A 24,357-nucleotide genomic window follows, 5' to 3' on the forward strand; every position below is an offset into this window, starting at 1 on the left:
CGATCCGGGACGCCAGATGAAGAGGAATGACGGATATGAGAATCAGCATTGAACGCGGCACCCTGCTCAAGGCCGTGGCCCAGGCGCAGTCGGTGGTTGAACGCCGCAATACCATCCCGATCCTCGCCAATGTTCTGATCGAAGCCGAAGGCGAAACCGTTCAGTTCCGCGCCACCGATCTTGATATCGAAGTGGTCGACAAAGCGGTTGCACAGGTCGAACGTGCCGGTGCGACAACTGTGGCTGCAACCACCCTGCATGAAATCGTTCGAAAACTGCCCGATGGTGCGCTGGTGACGCTGACGGCTGATGCGGCCTCGGGCCGTCTGACGGTTGAAGCGGGCCGGTCGAACTTCTCGCTGGCGACCCTGCCGCGCGAAGACTTCCCGGTTATGGCGACTTCCGAATACCACTCCAACTTCACCGCGAACGCTGCCGTCATGCGCCGTCTGTTCGACAAGTCGAAGTTCGCGATCTCCACCGAGGAGACCCGGTATTACCTGAACGGCGTGTACATGCATGTGACCGACGGGTCTGATGGCCGCAAGGCGCTGCGCTGTGTTGCCACCGATGGTCACCGTCTGGCGCGGATCGATTCCGATCTGCCGATGGGCGCCGAGGACATGCCGGGCGTGATCGTGCCGCGCAAAACCGTTGGCGAACTGCGCAAGCTGCTGGACGATGACGAAATGGACATCGCAGTGTCCGTGTCCGAGACCAAAGTGCGCTTTGCGACGCCGACCATCACCCTGACCTCCAAGGTCATTGATGGCACTTTCCCCGACTACACGCGCGTTATTCCCGTCGGCAACACCCGCCGTCTGGAAGTCGACGCGTCCGAGTTTGCCAAAGCTGTGGACCGCGTGGCGACCGTGTCGTCCGAGCGTTCGCGTGCGGTGAAGCTGCAGCTGGAAGAGGATAAGCTGATCCTGTCGGTCAATGCGCCCGACAGCGGTGCCGCCGAAGAAGAGCTGGCCGTGGCTTACGGTGACGAGCGTCTGGAAATCGGCTTCAACGCGAAATACCTGCTGGAGATCGCCAGCCAAGTGGACCGCGAAAATGCTGTGTTCATGTTCAATTCGTCCGGCGATCCGACCCTGATGCGCGAAGGCACAGACGAAAGCGCGGTGTACGTCGTCATGCCGATGCGTGTGTGAGCGCGGTCGGATGCCTCCGGCGGGGATATTTGGAAAAAGATGAAAGATAGGCGCGCGCCATGTCTGCGCTGACTTCCTTGCAACTGTCTCATTTCCGCTCGCATCTGCGAGCGGAATTGCGTTTGGACGGCCGCCCGGTGGCCATCCATGGCAACAACGGGGCGGGTAAGACCAATATTCTTGAAGCCGTGTCGCTGTTTTCACCTGGGCGCGGTATTCGCCGCGCAGCGGCCGCAGAAATGGCGCGCCGTCCCGAGGCGCTTGGCTGGAAGCTGTCGGCTGTCCTGCAGGCGCCGGACATGGCGTTTGAGGTTGAGACTTGGGCCGAAGGTGGCAATGCACGTCAGGTGAAAATTGACAATAAGCCCGCCAATCAGGTGGCGCTGGGTCAGATTGCCCGGGTGGTCTGGCTGATCCCTGCGATGGACCGGCTGTGGATCGAAGCGGCAGAAGGGCGGCGACGGTTTCTGGATCGGATTGTTCTGAGCTTTGACCCCACCCATGCGGAGGCCACGCTGGCTTACGAGAAAGCCATGCGTGAACGCAATCGGCTGCTGAAAGACAATATTCGCGATGCTGTCTGGTACAAGGTGCTCGAAAGCCAGATGGCCGAAGCGGGTCACCGTATTCATCAGGGTCGTGTCGGCGCGGTAGATCGGCTTATGGCGGCGCAGTCTGCAGCAGAGACGGCCTTTCCCACGGCGGAGCTGGAACTGATCCAGAGCGAGGGCAGCATGCCCACCACGGTTGAGGATTTTCGGGATGCGCTGGATGAAAGCCGGTTTCGGGATCTCAACGCCGGGCGCACTCTGGTTGGTCCGCACCGCAGCGATCTGATCGGCACCTATCAGGCCAAAGGTCTGCCTGCGAAGGATTGTTCGACCGGGGAACAGAAAGCGCTGCTGGTGTCGCTGATCCTTGCCAATGCGCGGGCGCTGGCAAAGGCGGAGGGCGCACCGCCTATTCTGCTGCTGGATGAGGTCGCGGCGCATCTGGACGCGGGACGTCGTGCGGCACTTTATGACGAGATCTGCGCGCTTGGCGCGCAGGCCTGGATGACGGGGACGGGTCCAGAGCTCTTTGGTGAGCTTGGAGATCGGGCACAGAGGGTAGAGGTGCGCGACGAAGACGGGCAATCAGCCCTGATTACGGGCTGAGCCAGGCCTGCAAAAAGGGCTGAAGCGCCGCTTTGGGGTCGCGCAGTTCGTGTTCCATGCAGAAGCTAATGGCGAGCACATGGGCAAGGAAGGCCTCAATACCTTCGGCCAGAAATTCGGGGTCCAACCCCGCGCGCACCGTGCCTGCGGCCTGCATCTGGGAAATCCAGCCTTTGGCAAGGTCGCAGCGACGGGTGAAGGTTTCTGTGACGACCTCATTGGTTTCAGACCCAGTGGCGCCGGAATAGCGCAGCAGGATGTCAAAAATCATCCGATCCTTGGCGACGAAATCCAAATGAACGAACAGGCGCTTGGTCAGATCGTCGATCGATTCGGGGGTGCCTAGGCCATGGATCTGATCTAGCTGGCCCATAACTTCGCCACCGATCAGCACCGCAAGCAGCCCGTCCTTGTCGCCAAAGTGGGAAAACAGCGTGCCCTTGGCCACGCCAGCGCGGGCAACGACATCTTCGACTCGCAAGCCGCTATAGCCCTGTTCGGACACGATTTCCTGTGCAACCGCGAGCAGTTTGGCGCGGGTTTCTAGGCGGCGTTTCTGGGGCGCGCGTGACATGGGGTCTCCGTGAAAATGTGACCATGGTCAAAAATAATAATTGACCGAGGTCATTTTTGTGAGTCATAAACTGACCGAGGTCAATTTAACAATCTGGAGCCCGTCATGTCCATCAAGAAGATCATCCTTATCAATGGCCACCCCGGTCAGTCGTCGCTGAATAAATCTCTGGCTGAAACCTACCGCCGAAGCGCCGAGGCGCGTGGGCACGAGGTGCGCTACCACGACATCTCTGCCATGGAGTTTGACATGGATTACGGCGAGGGGGGGTATAGCGATACAAAGCCGCTTGAGCCGGCGCTGGAGGCGTTGCTGTCCGATCTGGAGTGGGCCGAGCATGTGGTCGTGACCTCCCCGCTGTGGTGGGGGGCGATGCCGGCCAAGCTGAAGGGCGCGTTTGATCGGGCGCTGTTGCCGGGCCGCGCGTTTGACACCCGCAACACAACGGCGATTGGCTTTCCCTCTCCAATGCTGAAGGGCAAGACCGCCCGTGTTCTGCTGACAGCGGATACCCCGGCGGTCCTGCTGTGGTTGATGTATGGCAATGCGATCAAGAAAATCTTCGCCCGTCAGATTCTTGGATTTGTCGGCATTAAGCCCACGCGTTTCACCTCCTTTTCGCCGGCCAGTCATGCGGATGAGAAAAAGGTGCAAAGCTGGCGTGAAAAAGTTGCGCAGCTTGGCGCCGAAGCCGCCTGATTCGACCCCCGATTCTGGCAAGAAAAAAGGGGGCTTGCGCGTGACAAGCCCCCTCTTTCGGCGTATAAAATCCGAAAGCAAATTTAGGAAAGCGTGAATGTCCGAAAACGAGCAATCCCCGGCAGAATATGGCGCAGATTCCATCAAGGTTCTCAAGGGGTTGGAGGCGGTCCGCAAACGCCCTGGCATGTACATTGGTGACACCGATGACGGCTCTGGCCTTCATCATATGGTTTATGAGGTTGTCGACAACGGCATCGACGAGGCACTGGCTGGTCATGCGGATGCGGTAAACGTCACCATTCACGCAGATTCTTCGATCTCTGTCAGCGACAACGGACGTGGTATTCCGGTGGATATCCACCCGGAAGAGGGCGTTTCAGCGGCCGAGGTCATCATGACGCAGCTGCATGCGGGCGGTAAGTTCGACAGCAATTCTTACAAGGTGTCCGGCGGTCTGCACGGTGTGGGTGTGTCCGTTGTGAACGCGCTGTCTGACTGGCTGGAACTGCGCATCTGGCGAAACGGTAAAGAGCACGTTGCGCGTTTTGAGCGCGGCGACACCGCGAAGCATCTGGAAGTGGTTGGCGAGTGCGGGGATCGCACCGGCACCGAGGTCCGGTTCTTGGCGTCGACCGACACGTTCTCCAACCTGGAATATGTCTATGAGACGCTGGAAAAGCGCCTGCGCGAGCTGGCCTTCCTGAACTCTGGCGTGCGGATCATTCTGGCGGACGAACGCCCGGCAGAACGGCTCGAGGTGGAGCTGTTCTATGAAGGCGGCGTCAATGAGTTCGTTAAATACCTCGACCGGTCCAAAACCCCGGTCATGGACGCGCCGATCTACATCAAAGGCGAAAAAGACGACATCGGTGTTGAAATCGCCATGTGGTGGAATGACACCTACCACGAGACCGTGCTGCCCTTCACAAACAACATCCCGCAGCGCGATGGCGGTACCCATGTTGCGGGCTTCCGCGGCGCGCTGACCCGGACCATCAACAACTATGCGCAATCTTCGGGCATTGCGAAGAAGGAGAAGGTCAACTTTACCGGTGATGACGCCCGTGAAGGCCTGACCTGTGTTTTGTCCGTGAAAGTGCCGGATCCGAAATTTTCCTCTCAGACCAAAGACAAGCTGGTCTCTTCCGAGGTGCGCCCGGTTGTTGAAAGCCTGATGGGTGAAAAGCTGGCGGAATGGTTTGAAGAAAACCCCAACGTTGCCAAGCAGGTTGTCGGCAAGATCATCGAGGCCGCGCTGGCCCGCGAAGCGGCCCGCAAGGCGCGCGAGCTGACCCGCCGTAAAACCGCGATGGATGTGAACTTCCTTGCCGGTAAGCTGAAAGACTGTTCTGAGAAAGACCCGTCAAAGACCGAAGTCTTCCTCGTCGAGGGTGACTCGGCTGGCGGTTCCGCACAGACTGGCCGTGACCGTCAGACGCAGGCCATTCTGCCCTTGCGCGGTAAGATCCTGAACGTGGAACGCGCGCGGTTTGACCGGATGCTGGGCTCTCAAGAGATCGGCAATCTGGTGATGGCGCTTGGCACCGGCATTGGGCGGGACGAGTTCAACATCGACAAGCTGCGCTACCACAAGATCGTCATCATGACGGATGCGGACGTCGACGGCGCGCACATCCGCACACTGCTGTTGACCTTCTTCTATCGCCAGATGCCCGAGCTGATCGAAGGGGGCTACCTCTATATTGCGCAGCCGCCGCTGTACAAAGTGTCGCGCGGCAAGTCCGAGGTCTACCTCAAAGACCAGAACGCGCTGGATGATTACTTGATCAACCAAGGTGTCGATGGCGCGGTGCTACGACTGGGCAATGGAGCCGAGATCGCCGGTGCGGACCTGACCCGTGTGGTCGACGAGGCCCGCCAGCTGAAGCGCGTTCTGGACGCCTTCCCGACCCATTATCCGCGCCACATTCTCGAGCAGGCTGCCGTTGCAGGCGCCTTTATTCCGGGTGCTGTGGACAGCGACCTTCAGGGCGTGGCCGACAAGGTGGCGCAGCGTCTGGACCTGATCGCGCTGGAATACGAACGCGGTTGGCGGGGTCGTATCACGCAAGATCACGGCATTCGCCTGTCCCGCATCCTGCGCGGCGTCGAAGAGTTGCGGACCTTGGATGGCCCGATGCTGCGTTCGGGCGAAGCCCGCAAAACCGGCAGCTTCACCGCGTCTTTGCAGGAAATCTATGGCTCCACCGCCGTTCTGCAGCGCAAGGACCGCAACCAGATGATCCACGGCCCCCTTGGCCTGCTGAAAGCGATCCTGGAAGAGGGCGAAAAGGGCCTCTCCCTGCAGCGCTACAAAGGCTTGGGTGAAATGAATCCTGACCAGCTGTGGGAAACCACGCTGGACCCGGATGCCCGCACGCTGCTGCAGGTTCGCGTCGACGATATGATTGAGGCGGATGATCTCTTCACCAAGCTGATGGGCGACGTGGTTGAGCCCCGTCGAGAGTTCATTCAGAAAAACGCGCTTAGCGTGGAAAACCTCGATTTCTAAATGTGTTAGAGGGGCCGTTAAGGCCCCTTTTTCTTGACCGACACTGACTGAATATGGGCATGATGTGACCGTATGCAGGGGAGGTGCAGACCATGATTTCAGAAGCCATTGACGACCTGCGCGATCTGCTGGGCGAGCGGCTTTCAACGGGCACGTCCGTGCGGGAACTTCACGGCCGAGACGAGGCCTATTCCGCACCTGCTTTGCCGGATGCGGTGGCCTTTCCAGAGACCACCGAAGAAGTCTCTGCGATCATGAAGGTTTGCACCAAATACAAGGTTCCGGTTGTGCCATTTGGCATTGGGTCTTCGTTGGAAGGCCACGTGATTCCGATCCACGGGGGCATCAGCGTCGATACCAGTCGGATGAACAGCGTGCTGGAAATTCACAGCTCTGATTTGGATGCAGTGGTGCAGCCTGGGGTGACCCGGACCCAGCTCAACACAGAGCTGCGCGACACGGGCCTGATGTTCACGGTGGACCCCGGTGCCGATGCCACGATCGGCGGAATGGCGGCAACCCGGGCGTCTGGAACGAACACCGTGCGCTATGGCACCATGCGCGAAAACGTCCTCGCGTTGGAGGTCGTTCTGCCGGACGGCACGGTGATTGAAACCGGATCACGCGCCCGTAAGTCGGCTTCGGGCTATGATCTCACTCATCTCTTTGTGGGGTCAGAAGGGACCTTGGGTATTATCACCAAGTTGACTGTTCGCCTGTTTGGTCAACCCGAGGCGATCCTGTCTGCAACCTGCGCCTTTGAGACCATCGAAGAGGCTGTGCATACGGTGATCCTTGCCATCCAAATCGGTCTGCCTATGGCACGGATCGAGCTTCTGGACGAGGTTCAGATGCGCGGGATGAATACCTATAATCCAGACATGGACATGCCTGAAAAGCCTCATCTTTTCCTAGAGTTCCACGGAACAGAAGCTGGGGTGAGAGAGCAGGTGGAGCAATTCGAAGCCATCGCCGAAGACCTCGGCGTATCCGGGTTCAGCTGGGCCACAAAAGCAGAAGAGCGCAACCGCCTGTGGCAGGCCCGTCACAACGCCTATTACGCCGGTAAATCTCTGCGCAAAGGCTGCGAAGGGATGGTGACAGACTGCTGTGTGCCGATCTCTGCGCTAGCGGATTGTATCGCACACACCAAGAAGCTGATCGCACAGAGCGGACTGATTGCGCCATTGGTTGGGCATGTGGGTGACGGCAATTTTCACCTGCTCATCTTGGTTGATCCAGAGTCAGAGGACGAATTGGCACGTGCCAAAGCGCTGGCCGAAGCCGTCAGTCAGACAGCCCTGAAATTCGGTGGCACTGTGACCGGCGAACACGGCGTCGGCACCGGCAAGATGAAGTATATGGAGCAGGAACACGGCGCAGCCTATGCGTTAATGAAAACGCTAAAGCAGGCTGTTGATCCATTGAACCTGATGAACCCCGGGAAAATGGTGGCGCAAGGCTAGCGCCACCGCTTCTTCAGTCGATCCACCCATGCGATTTAAGGCCCCGTTCGCGGGCGAGACGGACCTGCTTTTGGCGTTCCCGAAAGCGGTTTTTGTCTGCCTCAGAGGTCTCGTGTGCGCATTGATGGCACGAGACGCCTTTTTCATATTCGGGACGCAGCTTGTCTTCGGGCAAGATCGGTCGGCGGCAGCCGTGGCACAGTTCATGCGGGCCTTCGACCAACCCATGCCCCACAGAGACGCGGTTGTCGAAGACAAAGCAATCGCCTTCCCAGCTGCTGTCTTCCTTGGGCACTTCTTCGAGGTACCGCAGGATGCCCCCCTTGAGGTGATAGACATCCTCTACCCCTTGTCCCAACAGGTAGTTCGTTGATTTTTCACAACGAATGCCACCGGTGCAGAACATGGCAACGCGCTTGTTGTGGAAGCGGTCCTTGTTGTCTTCCCACCATTTCGGGAAGTCGCGGAAGCTTTCCGTCTTGGGGTCAATCGCGCCTTCAAAGGTGCCAATGGCAACTTCGTAGTCATTGCGGGTATCGATCACCACCACATCATCAGAGCGGATCAGATCGTTCCAATCCTCGGGCTCCACATAGTTGCCAACCGTGGACAGCGGGTCCACATCTGGCTGGCCCAGGGTGACGATCTCTTTCTTGAGCCGCACTTTCATTTTGCCGAAGGGCGCATCTTTGGCGGTGGCTTCTTTCCACTCAAGGTCTGCGCAGCCCGGCAGGGACTTGATATGTGCCAGAACCGCATCAATGCCTGCGCGGGGGCCTGCGATGGTGCCATTGATCCCTTCGTTTGCCAGCAGCAAAGAGCCCCTCACTTCCTGAGCAACGCACAGGTCAAGAAGCGCAGGTTTAATGGCTGCGGGATCGGGGAATCGGGTGAACTGATAGAGAGCGGCGATCGTGTACATAGTCCCGCCCTTAGAGCGATGAGAGGGGCAATTCAAGCCTCGTTTTGGTCGATGCCAAAAGATTAAATGGTGTAACAGAGTATCATATTTTGTTGGCCTTTTCGCAACATCGCAGTCAGATGACAGGTCGACGCAGGGTGGGCTCTTGCAGATTTTCGCAGGCCTGCCCAACAGATATTGGTTGCATTGGAAAGGACCGGCTCATGTCAAAAGCCTTGCTCGTCATTGACGTCCAGAACGATTTTTGCCCGGGCGGCGCCTTGGCTGTGCCCGGTGGTGATGAGATCGTCGCCCCAATAAACGCGATGATGACGCAGTTTGACACTGTGATCCTGACACAGGACTGGCATCCGGCAGGGCATTCCTCGTTTGCGTCGTCTTACGACGGCAAACAGCCTTTTGAAACAACTGAACTGGACTACGGCACACAGGTGCTGTGGCCGGATCATTGCGTAAAAAACAGCGATGGGGCGGCGTTCCACCCTGACCTGCGCACCGATGGTGACCTTATCATTCGCAAAGGGTTCCGAACCGCCATCGACAGCTATTCCGCGTTTTTTGAGAACGATCAGGTGACGCCCACTGGGCTCGAAGGGTATTTACGCACCCGGGGCATTGAAGAATTGACGCTCGTCGGTCTGGCGACCGATTTCTGCGTGGCCTTTTCCGCAATGGACGCGCGCCGCTTGGGTTTTGATGTTACGGTTGTTCTGGATGCTTGCCGGGCGATCGATCTGGATGGATCCCTTGACACGGCCTTGAACAATATGCGCGCGCGAGGTGTCGTTATTGCCTAAGCAAAGTGTGAGAAAATTAAGGACACCACTATAGAAAAACCTAAAATCGCGGGTTGGAAAGCACGGGACTTGGAAACAGGGCACATGGAAAACTTGAAGCCGGGCACGCCAGGCCCCTTGGCCCTGCACAACGAGCAGTTCAGCAAACGAGGGATGCTGCTGCGCTATGCGCGTGGCCGTGTCGCAACCGTTTGGCCGCGCATTCTGATCGGTGCTGTGGTCACTCTTTTGTTGTCTGCGTGGTTCGACCCGCTCCTGCCTTTGCTGTTGCTGTTCATCTATCTGGTGGCCGAACTTGCGGAGACGGGGTTTCTCTTTAATCTGCCCGCACTGCTAGAGCGTGGGATGTCGCTGCGAAGCGGCTTTCGTATAGCCAGTGTTTTTGCGGTTGGATTTGCGCTTTCTGTTGTAGCATTTGCGGCGTTTCCAATGCTTTACGGTTTGGAGGCAGATGACGGTCAGCTGTCATTGCCAGTCCCATTCTTCAGTCTTTGCGGGATTTTGGGGCCTGCGCTGACGGCGTGTTTCGATCTGCGCTACCATCGGGTCGCGAGCCTGCTGCGCGTGGGGATCTTGGCCGCCTCTCCGATCGGCATTGCGCTATACCAGCAGATTTGCTGCGACGTGCATTATGGCACGCATGCAATCGGGCTGTTGCTGACCTCCTGTGTTACGCTCTGTATGGCGCTGGTTTGGACCGGCGTCTATATCCAGAGCCGTCAGAAACGGTCGCAGCGCTCGATGCGGTCGCAGGCGCTTCAGCGTCAGGCTTTGGCAGATGCTTATATGCGTCTTTACGACCAGAAACAGGAAGCGCGCCGCCTTGCTTTGATCGCGGAGAATGCAAATGACAGTGTCATGCTGCTTGGCCGTGACGGAGAGATACTCTGGGCGAACGAGGCGTTTACCCGCATCACTGGCTATTCTGCGGACGAGGCTGTTGGCAAATCGCCCTGTGATATTCTCCATTTCGGGGAACATATCCCGGACGAAGTTTCCGCGGTTGAACGGGGACGCCGCAATGCGGAACCCTTCCGCATGACGCTGCAGAACCAACGTAAAGATGGCACGACCATTTGGTTGGATACAAACCAGGTGCCGGTGTTTGACGAAAAAGGCGAGCTCGAGGCCTTTATCGCGGTCGAACGTGATATTACGGCCATCAAACATCACGAAGAACAGCTCGAGGCGGCGAAGGCCGCTGCCGAGGAAGGCGCGCGCGTAAAAGAAGAATTCCTCGCCACGATGAGCCATGAATTTCGCACGCCAATGAATGGTGTGTTGGGCATGGCCCAGCTGCTGCAAGAAACCGCTCTTAATGAGGCGCAGCGCGAATACGTTGATACCATTCAGAATTCATCGCAGGCCCTGCTTGAGTTGATCAATGATGTGCTGGACCTGTCCAAGATGAACGCCAGCGGTGTCACGCTGACAGAGGCGGATTTTGATCCGCGGGCCTGTTTTGGGGATGCGCTGCGCCTGTTGCGACCACAAGCCCGCGAGAAAGGGCTGACACTCGCCCTGTCCGTCGCGCCGGAAGTGCCGCAGCTTCTGCGCGGTGATCATCGCCGCCTGCGGCAGATCATTATGAACCTTGTCGGCAACGCCATTAAATTCACCGAAAAAGGCAGCGTTGAGGTTTCGGCCACAGCCCGGACCGAAGGTGATGCGGTGCGGTTTTGTTTCGAGGTCAGCGATAGTGGTATTGGCATCGCGCCCGAGCAGCTGGACAAGATCTTTGAACGGTTTTCGCAGGCAGATGCGGCCATCACGCGCAAATTTGGCGGCACGGGTCTGGGGCTGCCCATTTCACGGCATCTGGCCGAAGCGATGGGCGGCACAATCACGGTGCGGTCGGGTCTGGGCGATGGCGCAACCTTTGCCGTCGACCTGTTGCTGAGCCCGGCCCAGACGCGGCCAGAGGGGGGTGCCGCGCCTCAACCCGAGATCCCGACGACCCTGCCCGAAGGGGTCAGCCTGCGCGTTCTTGTTGCGGAAGACAACCGCGTCAACCGCCTGATCATCACCAAGTTCCTGGATGGGTTTCCCATTGAATTGAGTTTTGCGGAGGATGGCGAAGAAGCGGTCGCCAAAACTCTGGCGGAGCGCCCACAGCTGGTCCTTATGGATGTCTCAATGCCGCGCAAAAACGGTTTGGATGCGACCCGCGAAATCCGGGCTCAGGCGGTGGAACAGCCCTATATCACGGCTTTGACGGCCAATGTGGATGACCAAAGTCGACAGGCTTGTATAGCGGCCGGTATGGATGGCTTTCTCAGTAAACCGCTTGCCCGCCGGGAACTTGTCGCGATATTGCTGCAAGTAGCAGAGCAGGTCAGCGTGCCTGCTCCTTCATGACCCAGCCCCGCCTTTGGCGCAGCAGCGGTATCTACATTTCTTTTTGGCCAGAAAGGTCTGACCTTGGACATCGCGACCCGCGTTTATAACCACAAGTGGAAAATCGATCCGATTGTGCGGTCCTTGATCGACACCGATTTCTACAAGCTGCTGATGTGCCAGTCGGTGTTTCGCAACAAGCCCGACACGCGCGTGGTGTTTTCGCTGATCAACCGGTCGGACAAGGTGCCGCTGGCGCGTCTTATTGACGAAGGCGAGCTGCGCGAGCAGCTGGATCACATCCGGTCACTGTCGCTGTCGCGGGGCGAAAGCACATGGCTGCGCGGCAATACGTTTTATGGCAAACGTCAGATGTTCCGCCCCGATTTCATGGAGTGGTTCGAGGGTCTGCGTCTGCCGCCGTATCATCTGGAACGGCGCGGCGATCAGTACGAGCTGACCTTTGAAGGCAGCTGGCCCGAGGTCATGCTGTGGGAAATCCCCGCCTTGGCGGTCCTGATGGAGCTGCGCTCGCGCGCTGTTCTGGACGACATGGGGCGCTTTGAACTGCAGGTTCTTTATGCCCGTGCGATGACACGGGTTTGGGAAAAAATCGAACAGTTGCGCGACATTGACGGGCTGTCGATTGCGGATTTCGGCACCCGTCGCCGCCACAGTTTCCTGTGGCAGGACTGGTGCGCGCAGGCGATGATGGAGGGCTTGGGCGACAAATTCACCGGTACCTCGAACTGCCTGATCGCCATGCGTCGCGAGGTTGAGGCGATCGGCACAAACGCGCACGAGCTTCCTATGGTCTATTCCGCTCTGGCCGAAGACGATGCAGGCCTCGCGCGTGCACCCTATGACGTTCTGTCTGACTGGCACGAAGAACATGACGGCAATCTGCGGATTATCCTGCCGGACACCTATGGCACCAAAGGGTTTCTGGACAATGCCCCGGATTGGCTGGCGGGCTGGACCGGGATTCGGATCGACAGTGGTGATCCCGCAGGCGGCGCTGAAACCGCCATTCAGTGGTGGCAGGAACGCGGCGAAGACCCGCGTGCAAAACGGGTGATTTTCTCGGACGGTTTGGACGTTGAAAAGATCCGCGAGCTGCACGGGCAGTTCGCAGATCGGTTGAATGTCTCTTTTGGGTGGGGCACGCTGCTGACCAATGATTTCCGCGGGCTGGTGCCTGACGACGCGCTGGCGCCGTTCTCGTTGGTGTGCAAGGCGGTCTCTGCCAATGGCAAGCCAACGGTTAAGTTGTCCGACAATCCGGAAAAAGCCATGGGCCCAGCCGAACAGATCGAGCGCTATAAGCGTGTCTTTGGGGTGGGGCACCAAGAGTCCATGGATGTGATTGTCTGAGCGTTAGCTGCGGCCGACCACAAAGGTGAAGCTCTTTTCCTGTTCGGCCGCAAAGGCCGCGCCGGTGCGCAGGTCTTTGATGTCCGGCAGCAGGCTCAGGCAGGTGCCCCAGAAAGACAGCGCCGCATGAGAGGTCCGCGATATGCCCATACGCCAATGGCCGCAATGGGTGGCAAGAACCTGTTGCGCCGCCTGTTGACCCAAGCCTTTGCGCCGGTACTGGGGAAAGATGGTGAACTCTGACAGCTCGCGGCGGTCTTCCGGCAGCTTCAGGACCACGGAAAAACCCACGGTCGTGGCCTGATCTATCAACCACCAGACGTAGGTGTCGCGCCGGTTGAGCAGTTGCCCGGCACGTTGCATCACGTCCAAACGCGCTTCCGGCCGCACCTCGGCAAGGTAGTTGGCCAGCTGACTCGCAAATCGCCCCTTTTCGTCAGGCGAGATGGCCCGCAATGTCACCGGGCAGAGGTCATAGGTCGTGTTCGTCATCGGCTTGGTCCGCGACGCCTTTGTTTGATTTCGTCAGCGCAGTGTGACTCGCGAGGGTTAGAAAAGTGATACCAGCGTTGCAATCTCTGTTGCGACCGCACGCCGCCTTGACCTTTTTCCCGACGTAATAAAGTTTCGCCGCGGTGCCGCATGACTGGCATTCAACCTTTGAAATTGGTAAAGACGGTCAAATTTTGACTGTGACAGCGCGCGCAAGCTGCCTCTCGCGACAGGCCCGCGCCCCCGGAGGAGACCGTGATGAGTGCCACAGCCCGTAAGACTGCCCTGAATGCGCAGGATATCCGCGCCATGAAGGGCGGCCAGCCCATTGTCAGCCTCACCGCCTATACAACGCCGATGGCGCGTCTGATGGATTCGCATTGCGACTTTGTCCTGGTGGGCGACAGTGTCGGCATGGTGCTGCATGGTCTGACCTCGACGTTGGGCGTGACCATGGAGATGATGATCCTGCATGGCCAGGCCGTGGCACGCGGCCTGAGCCGCGCGTGTCTGGTGATCGACATGCCCTTTGGCTCTTACGAGGAAGGTCCGGCGCAAGCGTTTCGCAATGCTGCCCGCATGATGGCGGAAACCGGCTGCGCTGCGGTGAAGCTCGAGGGCGGCGTGGAAATGGCCGAGACCATTCGCTTCCTTGTGGCACGCGGCATTCCGGTGATGGCACATGTGGGCCTGACCCCGCAGTCGATCAACACACTGGGGGGCTACAAGGTGCAGGGCCGTGGCGAGGCGGGCGATCAGCTGTTGGCTGACGCCAAAGCGGTCGAGGAAGCAGGCGCTTTCGCGGTTGTCCTTGAAAAAGTTCCCGCCGCACTGGCCGACCGCGTGACCGAAGAGATCGGCATTCCGACCATCGGCATTGGCGCTTCGGCTGGCTGTGACGGTCAGGTGTTGGTCGTGGATGATATGGTCGGCTTTTTCACCGCGTTCAAACCAAAGTTTGTGAAACGCTATGCCGAACTTGGCCCTATTGCAGAAGAGGCGATTGCGGAATATGCCGCCGAGGTACGCGCCCGGACCTTCCCGGCGCCGGAACATACCTTTGCCGAAACCGCACCCGGTTCGTCCAAATGAAGGATATCGCCGCTATGACTGCCGCTCCGATCCTGCGCTCGCTTGCTGACCTGCGCGCCCTGCGCCGTGAAAGCATGATGAAAGGCGAGACTCTCGCTGTGGTGCCGACAATGGGCGCGCTGCATCAGGGGCATCTGTCGCTGGTCGAAGCTGCAAAAGCTGCCTGCGATCGCGTTGTGGTGACAATCTTTGTGAACCCCAAACAGTTCAACAGCCCGGAAGATCTGGCGAATTATCCCCGGACCGAGGTTGAGGACGCAGAAAAGCTCGCTCCTTTTGGCGTGGACGCGATCTTTGTGCCCGACCCGAACGAGATGTACCCGCAAGGCTATGCGACCGAGGTTGCCGTGGGTGGGTCGATCACCAGCGTGATGGAAGGCCCCTTCCGTCCCGGCCATTTCGAAGGTGTGGCGACCGTGGTGGCCAAACTGTTCCTGCAGACCGGTGCGGATAAGGCGTTTTTTGGTCAGAAAGACTACCAGCAGCTGATGGTTGTGACCCGCATGGCCCGTGACCTGGACATCCCGATCGAAGTGGTTGGGTGTCCCACCGTGCGTGAACCCTCGGGCCTTGCCATGTCGTCACGCAATACGCGGCTGTCTGAAGCCGGGCTTGTGACGGCTGGCAAGCTGAACCCCTTGATGGAAGCGGCTGCCGAACGCCTGCGTTCGGGCGCACCTTATGCCCCGATCGAGACTGGCCTGCGCGCCGATCTGGCCACGCTTGGTTTCGGTGAGGTCGAATACATCGATCTGCGCTGCGCAGAGACGTTGGTGGCGCTGGAACAGGCTGACAAACCGGCGCGGATGTTTGTGGCAGCCTGGCTGGACGGTGTTCGCCTGATCGACAATATCGCGGTCTAGTTTGCAGCGTCCCAACGAAAGATTTCGTAGGGGCTGGTAGCGGTAGCAGATTTATGGCTACTGTCCCCTCCAAAGCGACTTCGAAGGGGACCAAATGACCTATATTCTCGCCATCGACCAAGGCACAACCTCGACCCGTGCCATTCTGTTCGACCAGGACATGAAGGTGGCGGCCAGCGCCCAGGAAGAATTTCCGCAGCACTATCCGCAGGCGGGCTGGGTTGAACACGACCCCGAAGATCTGTGGAACACCACGCTCAGCACTTGTCGCGCCGCAATTGCGAAGCTTGGCATTGCCGCGTCCGACATTGCGGGTATCGGCATCACCAACCAGCGCGAAACCACGGTTGTCTGGGACAAGACCACAGGCAAGGCGATCCACAATGCGATTGTCTGGCAGGACCGCCGCACCGCCACCATCTGCGAGGGGCTGCGCGCAGCGGGTCACGAAGACATGGTGCGCAATGCAACGGGTCTGCTGCTGGATCCCTATTTCTCGGGCACCAAGGTGAAATGGATCCTCGACACCGTCGAAGGCGCACGCGCCAAGGCTGCGGCGGGCGATTTGCTGTTTGGCACCGTCGACAGCTTCCTGATCTGGCGTTTGACCGGCGGCGAAAGCCATGTGACGGATGCCACCAATGCGGCGCGCACGCTGATCTATGACATCCGCAAGGGCGAGTGGAGTGCTGAAATCTGCGCGCTTCTGGATGTGCCGACCGCGATGCTGCCCGAGGTCAAAGACTGCGCCGCAGAATTTGGCGTCACCGATCCCGATCTGCTGGGGGCGGCTGTGCCGATCCTTGGCGTGGCAGGCGACCAGCAGGCAGCAACCGTCGGTCAGACCTGCTTTGAGCCCGGCATGATGAAATCCACCTATGGCACGGGCTGCTTTGCGCTGTTGAACACGGGCGATACGCCGGTTCTGTCGGAAAACCGCATGCTGACCACCATCGCCTACCAGCTGGACGGTAAACCAACCTATGCGCTGGAAGGGTCGATCTTTATTGCCGGTGCAGCCGTGCAATGGCTGCGCGACGGGCTGGGCATTATCCAAAGCGCATCGGAAACAGGCGATCTGGCCGAAAAAGCAGATCCGGGTCAGGACGTGATTTTGGTCCCGGCCTTCACCGGTCTGGGCGCGCCTTACTGGCAGCCTGAATGCCGCGGTGGTATGTTTGGCCTGACCCGTGGCTCTGGTCCGGCTGAATTTGCCCGCGCCGCGCTGCAATCTGTGGCCTATCAGACCCGCGACCTCTGGGAAGCGATGCGCGCAGACTGGGGCGGTGAGGCCAAGGTCACCCTGCGGGTCGATGGCGGCATGAGCGCCAGTAATTGGGCCATGCAGAGCCTGTCTGACCTCTTGGGGGCTGCTGTGGATCGCCCGGTGATGCAGGAAACCACCGCTTTGGGCGCAGCGTGGCTGGCGGGCATGAAGGCGGGGATCTACCCGGATCAAGCAGGTTTTGCCGCCACTTGGGCGCTGGATCGCCAGTTTACACCTGATCTGGAAGAAGAAGCGCGCGAGGCGGCTTATGCCCGCTGGAAACGTGCGGTTGATGCGGTGATCAGTGTCTAAGCTTTTTGTCGGCGGGCAGGGCGATCTTGCCCGTCGACACGAAATTGGTGAGAGCTGCGGGTCTAAGACCGGGGCAGCTCCTCCGCAAAAATCAGACCGGCGTGGTCCTTGAGGTAGATCTTGATCCACGGCGTGAACTGTTCCGGGTGGTGGGCGATCTCTTCGTTCAGGCTCGCCACGGACATCCAGCGCGTGTCCATGACCTCATCCGGGTTAAGCGCAACTTGCAGGCCTGCTGTGGCCTGAGCCACAAATACATCGACCACCTCGTGTTCTACCAAACCACCGCCGACGTCCGCGCGGTATTCCAGCTGGCCGCGAAATTCGGGGGTAAGCCCCGTGATGCCAAGTTCGTCCTGCAGGCGTCTTTGCGCACAGGCGGCACTGTCCTCGTCCCACATCGGATGCGTGCAGCAGGTGTTCGCCCAAAGACCCGGCGTGTGATATTTGCCAAGCGCCCGGCGCTGCATCAGGATCTCTTTGCCGCGCAGCACAAAGACCGAGACCGCCTTGTGGCGCAGGCCGCGTTGGTGAACGTCCAGCTTTTCGACAGGGGTCAGTGTCCCATCGACCCAGGCGGGGATCATCTGGTGCATTGTAGTGTCCTCGTGGAGCATGGCTTGGCGCCTACGCGAGCCTCGGCCATTGCGCAAGCCCGGTCCGGTATCCAACCGTCAAAAAGGGCCGCAGGCATGGCCCGCGACCCTTAATATTCTCGATTTCGATCGCTTAGTTCGAGACGGCGTCTGCGTCGGTGGTCTCTTCTTCGACAGCGGCGTCCGTTGCGGGCGCGGGGCCATTTTCAAGCAAATAGGCGTAGATGTCTTCCCCGCCTTTTTTCAGCTTAAAGCTCATCTTCGATTTGGCTTTGGTGCTGTCGAGCTGTTCTTTCAGGAATTTCTTCGGGTCAGCGGTGTAGGCAACAAAGCTTGCCTCATCCCAGACCAGACCGGCTTCGCCAGCAGCAACCAGATCCTTGCCATAGCGGAAACCGTCAACAGTGCCGGCGGTTCGGCCTGCAACACCCCAGAGGTTCGGGCCGGTTTTGCCACCCTTTTTGATCACATCGCCATTGTCTGCGACGATCATGTGGCAGGACTTGCATTTGTTGAACGCTTTTTCGCCTTTGGCGGTGTCTCCTTCGGCAAATGCAGGGGCTGCAAAAAGGCCGAGGGCTGCAATAGTCAGCAGGTGTTTCATGAGGTAGCTCCTGTAGCGTTTGGCTGCTTTGAAATAGGAGTTTTTCAGTAAGTGAAGTCAATGCGGCAATTGTCGCAGAAGCTGCCAAAGTGAATGCGAAGGTGGCGCAAATGGTTGTAATTATGAAGGTTTGCTTTCTTTCCAGCAGGGCAGGATATCGCCCGCCGCAGGGCTGGCTTCATAGACCGCTCTGGCAATCGCGCGGGCCAGACACAGCGACGCGGCATGACAGAGGGTTGCAATGTCTTCTGCGCCAGTAGGGCGGGCTGACGTGCCGGTGGCGGCGGCGAAGACCAGATCGCCGTCCAGAGGGGTATGCGCAGGCACAATGGCGCGGGCCATGCCGTCATGGGCGGCGGTGGCCAGCCGTTGCGCTTGGGCTTTGGTCAGCGTGGCGTCGGTCGCGACAATTGCGATCGTTGTATTGCTGCCTTCAGGCGATATGGAAAGGCCCGCGAGGTCTGCCATTTTCTCGATCTTGGCGGCGCGGTAGTTGCGCCCCAATCCCGCGCGTGTGTCGGGGCCCAAGCCGCCAAACTCTGCGTTAATCTCGTATGGGGCGGCCCAAAAATGCCGCTCGCCCGGGGTGGTGACGGACCCAACGGGGTTGGCTGCGACCAAAGCACCAACTGTATGGCCACTGTCCAGCACCAGTGAGGCAGAGCCAAGCCCACCTTTCTGCATGCCGGTCAGCGCACCCGTGCCTGCACCAACCGACCCCAAAGCAAAGTCTGGACTTGCAGACGCGAGTGCCGCGCGGCCCAACGCCCTGTAGGGATTTTCGTCCCAGTCCTTCTCGCCACCGTTCAATAGGTCAAACAGGATGGCGCCGGGCACAATTGGTACGACAGCCGGGCCCAGACGAAACCCGCGCCCCTGCGCGCGCAGCCCGTCCACCACGCCTGAACAGGCATCCAACCCAAAGGCAGAGCCTCCGGACAGCACCAGTGCGTCCACGGCCTCCACCGATTTATCTGGTGCGAGCAGATCGGTTTCCCGCGTGCCCGGCGCGCCACCCATCACATGGACCGCAGCGACAAAGGGTTGGTCCCCTATCAAAACCGTGCTGCCGGATTTGAGTGTGTCGTCTTGCGCATGGCCGACCTTTAGGCCGCCAACATCCGTGATCAGGTTACGCGCGCCGGGCTGCATGGGTCAGATCCGGGGTTTTGGGGCGGCGGTTTCAGGGTCGCCGGTGTTGGGAACCCCTTTGGGTTCGATCAGCAGCACCTTGCATTCGGCCTCGGCGCGCGGGCGGTGCACCACGCCCTTGGGGACAATGAACAGTTCACCAGCTTGGACGGTCTGCGAAGGCTGGCCTTCAAGGTCCATGGCCATCTCTCCTGCCAGAACCAGAAAGAAATCATCGGTGTCTTCATGCAGGTGGTAGGGGAACTCGCCCTGAAACCTGACCACCATCACGTCATTGTCGTTGTAGTCTGCCACCACATGGGGATCCCAATGGCTGGTGAACTGTTCCAGTTTCGCGGCCAGATTGATCGTCTTCATACCGTCTCCCCTTTGGCATTAACGATTTATTCACGTGAAACACTGCGCGGTGTCAGTCGTCTTGAACCTTACCCCGTCCTGCCTTGATCTCGGATCTTTGTTTCTTGGCGTCGAGCCTGCGGCGCACGGAGCCTTTGGTTGGTTTGGTCGCAATCCGCCGCTTGGGTGCGACCAAGGCGCGGCGGATCATCTCGGCCAGACGTTCACGCACGATCTCGCGGTTGCGGACCTGACTGCGGCTTTCGTCGCATTGCAGGATGATCGCCCCATCTTTGGTCCAGCGCCGCCCCGCAATCCGTTTGAGCCGGGATTTCACAGGGCCCGGCAGAGCAGGCGAGCGTTCGGCCTCGAACCGCAGCTCCACAGCCGAGGAGACCTTGTTTACATTCTGCCCACCAGGCCCCGAGGCGCGCATGAAGCTCTCGGTCATTTCCCAGTCCTGCAGGGTAATCGTATCGTTGATCCGCAACATGGGCCAAGCATATGCGGACAAACGGAAAAGGGCCACCCAAGCGGGCGGCCCATCCGAATGTTTTGAAAGCAAGGGCAGGTTAGGGCCAATATGGCCCAGCCGAGTGGCCTCCGCCCCAAGGGCTGCCTCAGATCAGCGCCGCCCCGGTTGTTGCTACCTCTTGCTCCAATACCTTCTTAGACACTGGATCACCTCCTTTGCTTTGCTGTTACCGTTGGCCTCAGGCTGGCACAGAAACCGGGGATCTCCAAATCAAAAATGCGAGCTTATGCAGGGCGTGCCGAAAGGCGCTGAACAATCACGCGGAAGGGGATCAGCGCGATCAGCGCCAGCGACAGCTTGACCATCCAGTCCGCCACAGCCAGCGACACCCACAGCGGGGCTTCCGGGCCTGCGCCCAGGATGGGCAGGATTTCACCAGCCCAGGACACGTCATTGGCCGGTTCGATCCAGGTCAATGCGCCGGAAAAGGCGATGGTGAAGAAGATCGCGGTATCCAGCGATGAGCCAACAAGGGTCGAGGCCAGCGGCGCGCGCCACCATGCGCCCGAGCGCAGTGCGGAGAAGATCGCGATATCTGTCCGCTGTGCAATCAGGAAGGCCAGACCAGAGCCAATGGCAATGCGCAGGGTCACCAGCGGGCCGAATTCGCCCATGATCTGGGTGCCAATCAGCGAACAGATAACGCCGACGACAAAACCAACCAGCACAACGCGGCGGGCGGGACCTGCGCCATAGACGCGATTGATGACGTCGGTCACAAGGAATGCGATCGGATAGGTAAAGGCGCCCCAGGTCAGCCATTGGCCGAACAGGAACTGGACGAGGATGTTAGAGGCCACCACAACGGCAGCCATGGCAAAAATGCCGGGCAGATAAGAGCGGGTCATGTTGGATCCGTTTTTTAGACAAGGTCGCGGAGACTTGTGTGCCTGTGTTTGGGTGGCACAAGTGATCGGCAGGCTTTAGGCGGGATTTATCCACAAGGCAAGCGATTCTGGTGGGCTGGGCTAGTCGGGCAGCTGGTATTCGACAATCTCGGTGCGCTGTATCCAAAGGAAATTGTCGTCTGAAATCATCGTTGCGCGCAGTGACCCCTGACTGTCACGCCAGATCGAAACAGCTTCCAGATTGTCATGGGTCGCAACCGAGGTCTCCAGCAGCGTGGTGGCCCCGCTCAGCTGGCCTGCGCCCCAATTAAATCGGCGCAGGCGGGATCGGAACCCAATGCTGGCAAAGGAACGCTCCAGCACATAAAGCCGCCCATCTGGGCCAAAATCGGCCCCAACCGGCATAAAACCCTGTGTTTGTGGATAGTTGAATGTGGAAGCCCAGACTGCGCCATTCCAGACCCACACCCGCAGTGGATCACGCGGGACTGCGGGCAATTCGGACAGCATCACCAGCGCGCCGTCTGGGCTGATCGCCAAAGCCTCAAAGCTCTTGTTGCGACGGGCGTGCCAAAATGCACGCGGACGCGGCAGTGCGGTGGCCCGGGCGCTGGGCGCGGTATAGTGCAAAGCGCTGGGTGGGCTTTCTAAGGACACAAAAATTGTGCCATCGGCCGCAATCGCCAGCCCTTCCGTATCATCCAGGCGTGATGACAGCGGTTTGCCATCGGGCGCACGCAAATGGACGGGGGGCTGGGCCGCGACGGTATCAATCCGCCCATCGCTGTCACGCGCGATGCGCGCCTTGAAAAACTGCGCTTTGTCGTTGAGCACGGTGAAACCTGCGCCATCATCGCTGACCTCAAGACCGGAAAGCCCGCCAAACCATGGCGCGCGAATATGCCATCTGTAGCTTTGTAGATGCGTGACACCCGGCGCGAACCGTTCAGCTGCCCAGCTGGCCGGGGCCAGCATGCACACGGCAACCGCTATCTTGAGCGCAGAACGCGTGCGCATTGATCGGGCAGGTCAGACAGTCGAGCTTCGCGACGGGGTTTGGGTTTGGGGGCGTTGGGATCACGCGGTTTGGGTGCGGGGGGGCTCAGGATATCGCGCACCCATTGTTCAGCGTCCGCACAGCCGTCCCCTTTGGGGGGCGCGGCCTGATCGACGCAACCTTTGGCGCCCCGCGGGCAGGCCAGACGTACATGGAAATGGTAGTGATGCCCCCACCAAGGCCGGATCTTGCGCAGCCAGCGGCGGTCCCCTTTTTCATCCTTGCACATCTGCACTTTGGCACCGGGGAAGACAAAGATCCGTGCCACACGTTTGTCTTTGGCAGCGGCCCGCAGGACGGCATGGTGCTGGGCGCTCCAGTTCTTGTTCACATAGGCGCCTTTGGCCCGGCGCAGAGAGATGGAGGAAATATTTTCGCGCGCTTTGCGGCTCAGATCCAAACGGGTCGGCGGCAGCATCCAGATGTCGGCATCCAGACCAATCTGGTGGCTGCGGTGGCCGGACAACATGGGCCCACCGCGCGGCTGGCTGATGTCCCCCACATAGAGCCCTTCCCAACCCGGTTGCTTGGCGGCGAAACGGCTCAGGTCCTGAATGAAATCGATGGTGTCCGGATGCCCCCAATTGCGATTGCGCGACAGGCGCATGGCCTGCCATGTGGGGCCGGTTTCTGGCAGGGCCACTGCGCCTGCGACACAGCCCTTGGAATAGGACCCCAGAGGCGCAGGGCGTTGTTGCGACCCTTTGGTTTCGGCCCCGAACAGTTGTTTTGCAGGGGCTTCAGCTTGCGCAGGAAAGGCAAGCGCGCAGAAAATACTGGCTACAAATGCGATCAGAACTGGGATCTGCTTCAACGCTGGTCTCCTTGGCTGTCCACCCATTTCAATAGAAGCAGACCAGCTAGGAACAGCGCAATAACCGGAGAGATGCCAATGCGTGCATTTTCCGTCAATGTGGTCACCAGACCAATCAGTGCAGGGGCAAGAAAGGCGGTGGCGCGGCCCGACAGACCATAAAGCCCAAAAGCTTCGGTCGCGTTTTCCGGTGTCGTATGACGCACCATCAACGACCGGCTGGCCGCTTGCAAAACTCCGCCAAAACCGCCAATCAGCGCGCCGCAGGCCATGAACAGCTGGTCAGGTAGGTCGGAGCCTTCGGCCAGCGGCACGCCAAAGATCGCTTCGCGTGACATATTGACCACGACAATGCACACGGCGGTCAGGACAAGGATAGAGGCAATGATAACCGGCTTGGGGCCAAAAGCGCGGTCGGCCTTGCCGCCAAGCCAGCAGCACAGCGCCGCTGACGTGGCACCAAGAATACCAAACACCCCGATCTGGGTCAGTTCCCAGTCCAGCACCAGTTTTGCGTAAACACCGCCGAACATATAAAGCCCGTTGAGCGCATCGCGATACAGCATGGACGCACCAAGGAAAAAAGCGAGGCTCAGGCGTTGACCCAGCGCTTTGATCGAGTTCAGAACCTGTCGCAGGGCCCCGGCAATATCACCGCCCCGGCCGCGCACATTGCGATCGCGCACCCAAAGGAAATAGGGCACCATAAAGACCGCAAACCACAGCGCGGTAAATGGTCCAACCGCACGGGTGCCTTCCTTGGTGGCCGCCTCTAGGCCAAAGGCCGGATCAAATTCGGCGATGGTCTTTCCCGTGCCCTGTTCGACAAAAAACGCCAGCATCAGCGCCAGCGCGACAACGCCGCCCAGATAGCCAAAGGCAAATCCCGACCCCGAAATATCGCCGACCTCGTCCTTGCTGCCAAGGTTGGGCAGCTGCGCATTGATAAAGATCCCAGCGAATTCCGCTCCAATAAAGCCGATGGCAAAGCTGATAAGCACCCATACCAGATTGCTGCCAGAGGGATCCGTGTACCAAAGGCCAAAGGCACCAATCATATAAGCAATCGAAAAGACCGAAATCCAAGGGCGGCGTCGCCCGCTTTGGTCGGCTATAGCGCCAATCAAAGGTGCCAGAAGGCCAATGGTCAGACCGATCAGGGTCATCGAGGTCGACCACATGGCCTGCGCGCGGGCCTTGGCGGCTTCGTCCTCTAGGCCAAGGCCAAGAAAGTGCTCGGTTGCGACTGCGGCAAAGAAGGGGCCAAAGACAAAGGTGACCAGCAGCGTATGATAGGGCTGGCTGGCCCAGTCAAAGAACCACCATCCCCAGATGCGTTTGCGGTTGTTCGTGGCTGCGGAAATTTCGGCCATGGGTATTTATCCTTCAAT

General features: G+C 59.3%; 23 protein-coding genes. 11 read left to right on the forward strand and 12 right to left on the reverse strand.

Features of this window, described 5'->3' with window-relative positions; genetic code table 11:
* The first annotated feature begins 35 nt into the window (after positions 1-35).
* Together dnaN and recF are read left to right on the forward strand one after the other, a co-directional pair.
* Positions 36-1,157 carry a DNA polymerase III subunit beta gene (gene dnaN, locus TRM7557_RS13100; RefSeq protein ID WP_058290638.1) on the forward strand — a complete coding sequence of 374 codons (1,122 nt, stop codon included), beginning with the start codon at positions 36-38 and terminating at the stop codon, positions 1,155-1,157.
* A 59-nt stretch (positions 1,158-1,216) separates the two neighbouring features.
* Entirely contained in the window at positions 1,217-2,314 is a 1,098-nt protein-coding gene (gene recF / locus TRM7557_RS13105; RefSeq protein ID WP_058290639.1) for a DNA replication/repair protein RecF, read from the forward strand.
* On the opposite strand, the gene TRM7557_RS13110 is transcribed toward recF, so the two are convergent.
* Positions 2,304-2,888: a TetR/AcrR family transcriptional regulator gene (locus TRM7557_RS13110; RefSeq protein WP_058290640.1), complete on the reverse strand. Its 585-nt coding sequence runs from the start codon at positions 2,886-2,888 to the stop codon at positions 2,304-2,306. The two genes, recF and TRM7557_RS13110, sit on opposite strands and share 11 nt — an antisense overlap.
* A gap of 105 nt (positions 2,889-2,993) precedes the next feature.
* On the opposite strand from TRM7557_RS13110, the gene TRM7557_RS13115 reads away from it, so the two are divergent.
* The 3 genes from TRM7557_RS13115 (at position 2,994) to TRM7557_RS13125 (ending at position 7,568) form a co-directional block, all read left to right on the forward strand.
* Positions 2,994-3,587, forward strand: coding sequence for an NAD(P)H-dependent oxidoreductase (locus TRM7557_RS13115; protein ID WP_058290641.1), 594 nt, complete (start codon positions 2,994-2,996; stop codon positions 3,585-3,587).
* Between the two features lie 97 nt (positions 3,588-3,684).
* Positions 3,685-6,102, forward strand: coding sequence for a DNA topoisomerase (ATP-hydrolyzing) subunit B (gene gyrB, locus TRM7557_RS13120; protein WP_058290642.1), 2,418 nt, complete (start codon positions 3,685-3,687; stop codon positions 6,100-6,102).
* Between the two features lie 92 nt (positions 6,103-6,194).
* Positions 6,195-7,568, forward strand: a complete 1,374-nt coding sequence (locus tag TRM7557_RS13125; RefSeq protein WP_058290643.1) for an FAD-binding oxidoreductase — start codon at positions 6,195-6,197, stop codon at positions 7,566-7,568.
* A 13-nt stretch (positions 7,569-7,581) separates the two neighbouring features.
* On the opposite strand, the gene trhO is transcribed toward TRM7557_RS13125, so the two are convergent.
* Positions 7,582-8,490: an oxygen-dependent tRNA uridine(34) hydroxylase TrhO gene (gene trhO, locus TRM7557_RS13130; RefSeq protein WP_058290644.1), complete on the reverse strand. Its 909-nt coding sequence runs from the start codon at positions 8,488-8,490 to the stop codon at positions 7,582-7,584.
* 203 nt (positions 8,491-8,693) lie between these two features.
* Here trhO and pncA point away from each other — a divergent pair, with 203 nt between their 5' ends.
* From pncA to pncB, 3 genes are all read left to right on the forward strand, one after another.
* Complete coding sequence (gene pncA / locus TRM7557_RS13135) at positions 8,694-9,287, forward strand: bifunctional nicotinamidase/pyrazinamidase (RefSeq protein WP_058290645.1); 594 nt, start codon at positions 8,694-8,696, stop codon at positions 9,285-9,287.
* 84 nt (positions 9,288-9,371) lie between these two features.
* Positions 9,372-11,645, forward strand: coding sequence for an ATP-binding protein (locus TRM7557_RS13140; RefSeq protein ID WP_058290646.1), 2,274 nt, complete (start codon positions 9,372-9,374; stop codon positions 11,643-11,645).
* Positions 11,646-11,708: 63 nt separating this feature from the next.
* Entirely contained in the window at positions 11,709-12,998 is a 1,290-nt protein-coding gene (pncB, locus tag TRM7557_RS13145; RefSeq protein WP_058290647.1) for a nicotinate phosphoribosyltransferase, read from the forward strand.
* 3 nt (positions 12,999-13,001) lie between these two features.
* Here the strand turns inward: pncB and TRM7557_RS13150 are convergent, their stop codons facing one another.
* Positions 13,002-13,490, reverse strand: coding sequence for a GNAT family N-acetyltransferase (locus tag TRM7557_RS13150; RefSeq protein WP_058290648.1), 489 nt, complete (start codon positions 13,488-13,490; stop codon positions 13,002-13,004).
* Positions 13,491-13,748: 258 nt separating this feature from the next.
* Between TRM7557_RS13150 and panB the strand changes: the two genes are divergently transcribed.
* The 3 genes from panB (at position 13,749) to glpK (ending at position 17,024) form a co-directional block, all read left to right on the forward strand.
* Positions 13,749-14,582 carry a 3-methyl-2-oxobutanoate hydroxymethyltransferase gene (gene panB, locus TRM7557_RS13155; RefSeq protein WP_058290649.1) on the forward strand — a complete coding sequence of 278 codons (834 nt, stop codon included), beginning with the start codon at positions 13,749-13,751 and terminating at the stop codon, positions 14,580-14,582.
* A gap of 14 nt (positions 14,583-14,596) precedes the next feature.
* Complete coding sequence (panC, locus tag TRM7557_RS13160) at positions 14,597-15,445, forward strand: pantoate--beta-alanine ligase (RefSeq protein WP_058290650.1); 849 nt, start codon at positions 14,597-14,599, stop codon at positions 15,443-15,445.
* Positions 15,446-15,539: 94 nt separating this feature from the next.
* Positions 15,540-17,024, forward strand: a complete 1,485-nt coding sequence (glpK, locus tag TRM7557_RS13165) for a glycerol kinase GlpK (protein ID WP_058290651.1) — start codon at positions 15,540-15,542, stop codon at positions 17,022-17,024.
* Between the two features lie 62 nt (positions 17,025-17,086).
* Here the strand turns inward: glpK and idi are convergent, their stop codons facing one another.
* The 9 genes from idi to TRM7557_RS13210 form a co-directional block, all read right to left on the reverse strand.
* On the reverse strand, positions 17,087-17,620 hold the full coding sequence (gene idi / locus TRM7557_RS13170) for an isopentenyl-diphosphate Delta-isomerase (RefSeq protein ID WP_058290652.1): 534 nt from the start codon (positions 17,618-17,620) through the stop codon (positions 17,087-17,089).
* A 133-nt stretch (positions 17,621-17,753) separates the two neighbouring features.
* Positions 17,754-18,224: a c-type cytochrome gene (locus TRM7557_RS13175; protein WP_058290653.1), complete on the reverse strand. Its 471-nt coding sequence runs from the start codon at positions 18,222-18,224 to the stop codon at positions 17,754-17,756.
* Positions 18,225-18,344: 120 nt separating this feature from the next.
* Positions 18,345-19,376 carry a P1 family peptidase gene (locus tag TRM7557_RS13180; protein WP_058290654.1) on the reverse strand — a complete coding sequence of 344 codons (1,032 nt, stop codon included), beginning with the start codon at positions 19,374-19,376 and terminating at the stop codon, positions 18,345-18,347.
* A 3-nt stretch (positions 19,377-19,379) separates the two neighbouring features.
* Positions 19,380-19,733 carry a cupin domain-containing protein gene (locus TRM7557_RS13185; RefSeq protein ID WP_058290655.1) on the reverse strand — a complete coding sequence of 118 codons (354 nt, stop codon included), beginning with the start codon at positions 19,731-19,733 and terminating at the stop codon, positions 19,380-19,382.
* A gap of 52 nt (positions 19,734-19,785) precedes the next feature.
* Positions 19,786-20,205 carry an alternative ribosome rescue aminoacyl-tRNA hydrolase ArfB gene (gene arfB / locus TRM7557_RS13190; protein ID WP_058290749.1) on the reverse strand — a complete coding sequence of 140 codons (420 nt, stop codon included), beginning with the start codon at positions 20,203-20,205 and terminating at the stop codon, positions 19,786-19,788.
* Between the two features lie 266 nt (positions 20,206-20,471).
* Complete coding sequence (locus TRM7557_RS13195; RefSeq protein ID WP_058290656.1) at positions 20,472-21,095, reverse strand: queuosine precursor transporter; 624 nt, start codon at positions 21,093-21,095, stop codon at positions 20,472-20,474.
* 120 nt (positions 21,096-21,215) lie between these two features.
* Positions 21,216-22,112, reverse strand: coding sequence for an esterase-like activity of phytase family protein (locus tag TRM7557_RS13200; RefSeq protein ID WP_058290657.1), 897 nt, complete (start codon positions 22,110-22,112; stop codon positions 21,216-21,218).
* Positions 22,085-22,945: a penicillin-insensitive murein endopeptidase gene (gene mepA / locus TRM7557_RS13205; RefSeq protein ID WP_235811477.1), complete on the reverse strand. Its 861-nt coding sequence runs from the start codon at positions 22,943-22,945 to the stop codon at positions 22,085-22,087. Before mepA ends, TRM7557_RS13200 begins: the two co-directional genes overlap by 28 nt.
* A gap of 17 nt (positions 22,946-22,962) precedes the next feature.
* A complete protein-coding gene (locus TRM7557_RS13210; protein WP_058290658.1) occupies positions 22,963-24,339 on the reverse strand; it encodes an MFS transporter in 1,377 nt (458 codons plus the stop codon).
* Positions 24,340-24,357: the final 18 nt, after the last annotated feature.

This window comes from Tritonibacter multivorans, from assembly GCF_001458415.1.
Classification (GTDB): domain Bacteria; phylum Pseudomonadota; class Alphaproteobacteria; order Rhodobacterales; family Rhodobacteraceae; genus Epibacterium; species Epibacterium multivorans.

Bases quoted from the DNA above. Each gene is read 5' to 3' on its own strand.
- recF (WP_058290639.1), top strand. From the start codon at position 1,217: ATGTCTGCGCTGACTTCCTTGCAACTGTCTCATTTCCGCTCGCATCTG.
- TRM7557_RS13140 (WP_058290646.1), top strand. From the start codon at position 9,372: ATGGAAAACTTGAAGCCGGGCACGCCAGGCCCCTTGGCCCTGCACAAC.
- gyrB (WP_058290642.1), top strand. From the start codon at position 3,685: ATGTCCGAAAACGAGCAATCCCCGGCAGAATATGGCGCAGATTCCATC.
- glpK (WP_058290651.1), top strand. From the start codon at position 15,540: ATGACCTATATTCTCGCCATCGACCAAGGCACAACCTCGACCCGTGCC.
- arfB (WP_058290749.1), bottom strand. From the start codon at position 20,205: ATGTTGCGGATCAACGATACGATTACCCTGCAGGACTGGGAAATGACC.
- panB (WP_058290649.1), top strand. From the start codon at position 13,749: ATGAGTGCCACAGCCCGTAAGACTGCCCTGAATGCGCAGGATATCCGC.
- panC (WP_058290650.1), top strand. From the start codon at position 14,597: ATGACTGCCGCTCCGATCCTGCGCTCGCTTGCTGACCTGCGCGCCCTG.
- pncA (WP_058290645.1), top strand. From the start codon at position 8,694: ATGTCAAAAGCCTTGCTCGTCATTGACGTCCAGAACGATTTTTGCCCG.
- TRM7557_RS13195 (WP_058290656.1), bottom strand. From the start codon at position 21,095: ATGACCCGCTCTTATCTGCCCGGCATTTTTGCCATGGCTGCCGTTGTG.
- idi (WP_058290652.1), bottom strand. From the start codon at position 17,620: ATGCACCAGATGATCCCCGCCTGGGTCGATGGGACACTGACCCCTGTC.
- dnaN (WP_058290638.1), top strand. From the start codon at position 36: ATGAGAATCAGCATTGAACGCGGCACCCTGCTCAAGGCCGTGGCCCAG.
- TRM7557_RS13175 (WP_058290653.1), bottom strand. From the start codon at position 18,224: ATGAAACACCTGCTGACTATTGCAGCCCTCGGCCTTTTTGCAGCCCCT.
- TRM7557_RS13115 (WP_058290641.1), top strand. From the start codon at position 2,994: ATGTCCATCAAGAAGATCATCCTTATCAATGGCCACCCCGGTCAGTCG.
- TRM7557_RS13150 (WP_058290648.1), bottom strand. From the start codon at position 13,490: ATGACGAACACGACCTATGACCTCTGCCCGGTGACATTGCGGGCCATC.
- TRM7557_RS13125 (WP_058290643.1), top strand. From the start codon at position 6,195: ATGATTTCAGAAGCCATTGACGACCTGCGCGATCTGCTGGGCGAGCGG.
- TRM7557_RS13200 (WP_058290657.1), bottom strand. From the start codon at position 22,112: ATGCGCACGCGTTCTGCGCTCAAGATAGCGGTTGCCGTGTGCATGCTG.
- TRM7557_RS13110 (WP_058290640.1), bottom strand. From the start codon at position 2,888: ATGTCACGCGCGCCCCAGAAACGCCGCCTAGAAACCCGCGCCAAACTG.
- TRM7557_RS13180 (WP_058290654.1), bottom strand. From the start codon at position 19,376: ATGCAGCCCGGCGCGCGTAACCTGATCACGGATGTTGGCGGCCTAAAG.
- TRM7557_RS13185 (WP_058290655.1), bottom strand. From the start codon at position 19,733: ATGAAGACGATCAATCTGGCCGCGAAACTGGAACAGTTCACCAGCCAT.
- TRM7557_RS13210 (WP_058290658.1), bottom strand. From the start codon at position 24,339: ATGGCCGAAATTTCCGCAGCCACGAACAACCGCAAACGCATCTGGGGA.
- trhO (WP_058290644.1), bottom strand. From the start codon at position 8,490: ATGTACACGATCGCCGCTCTCTATCAGTTCACCCGATTCCCCGATCCC.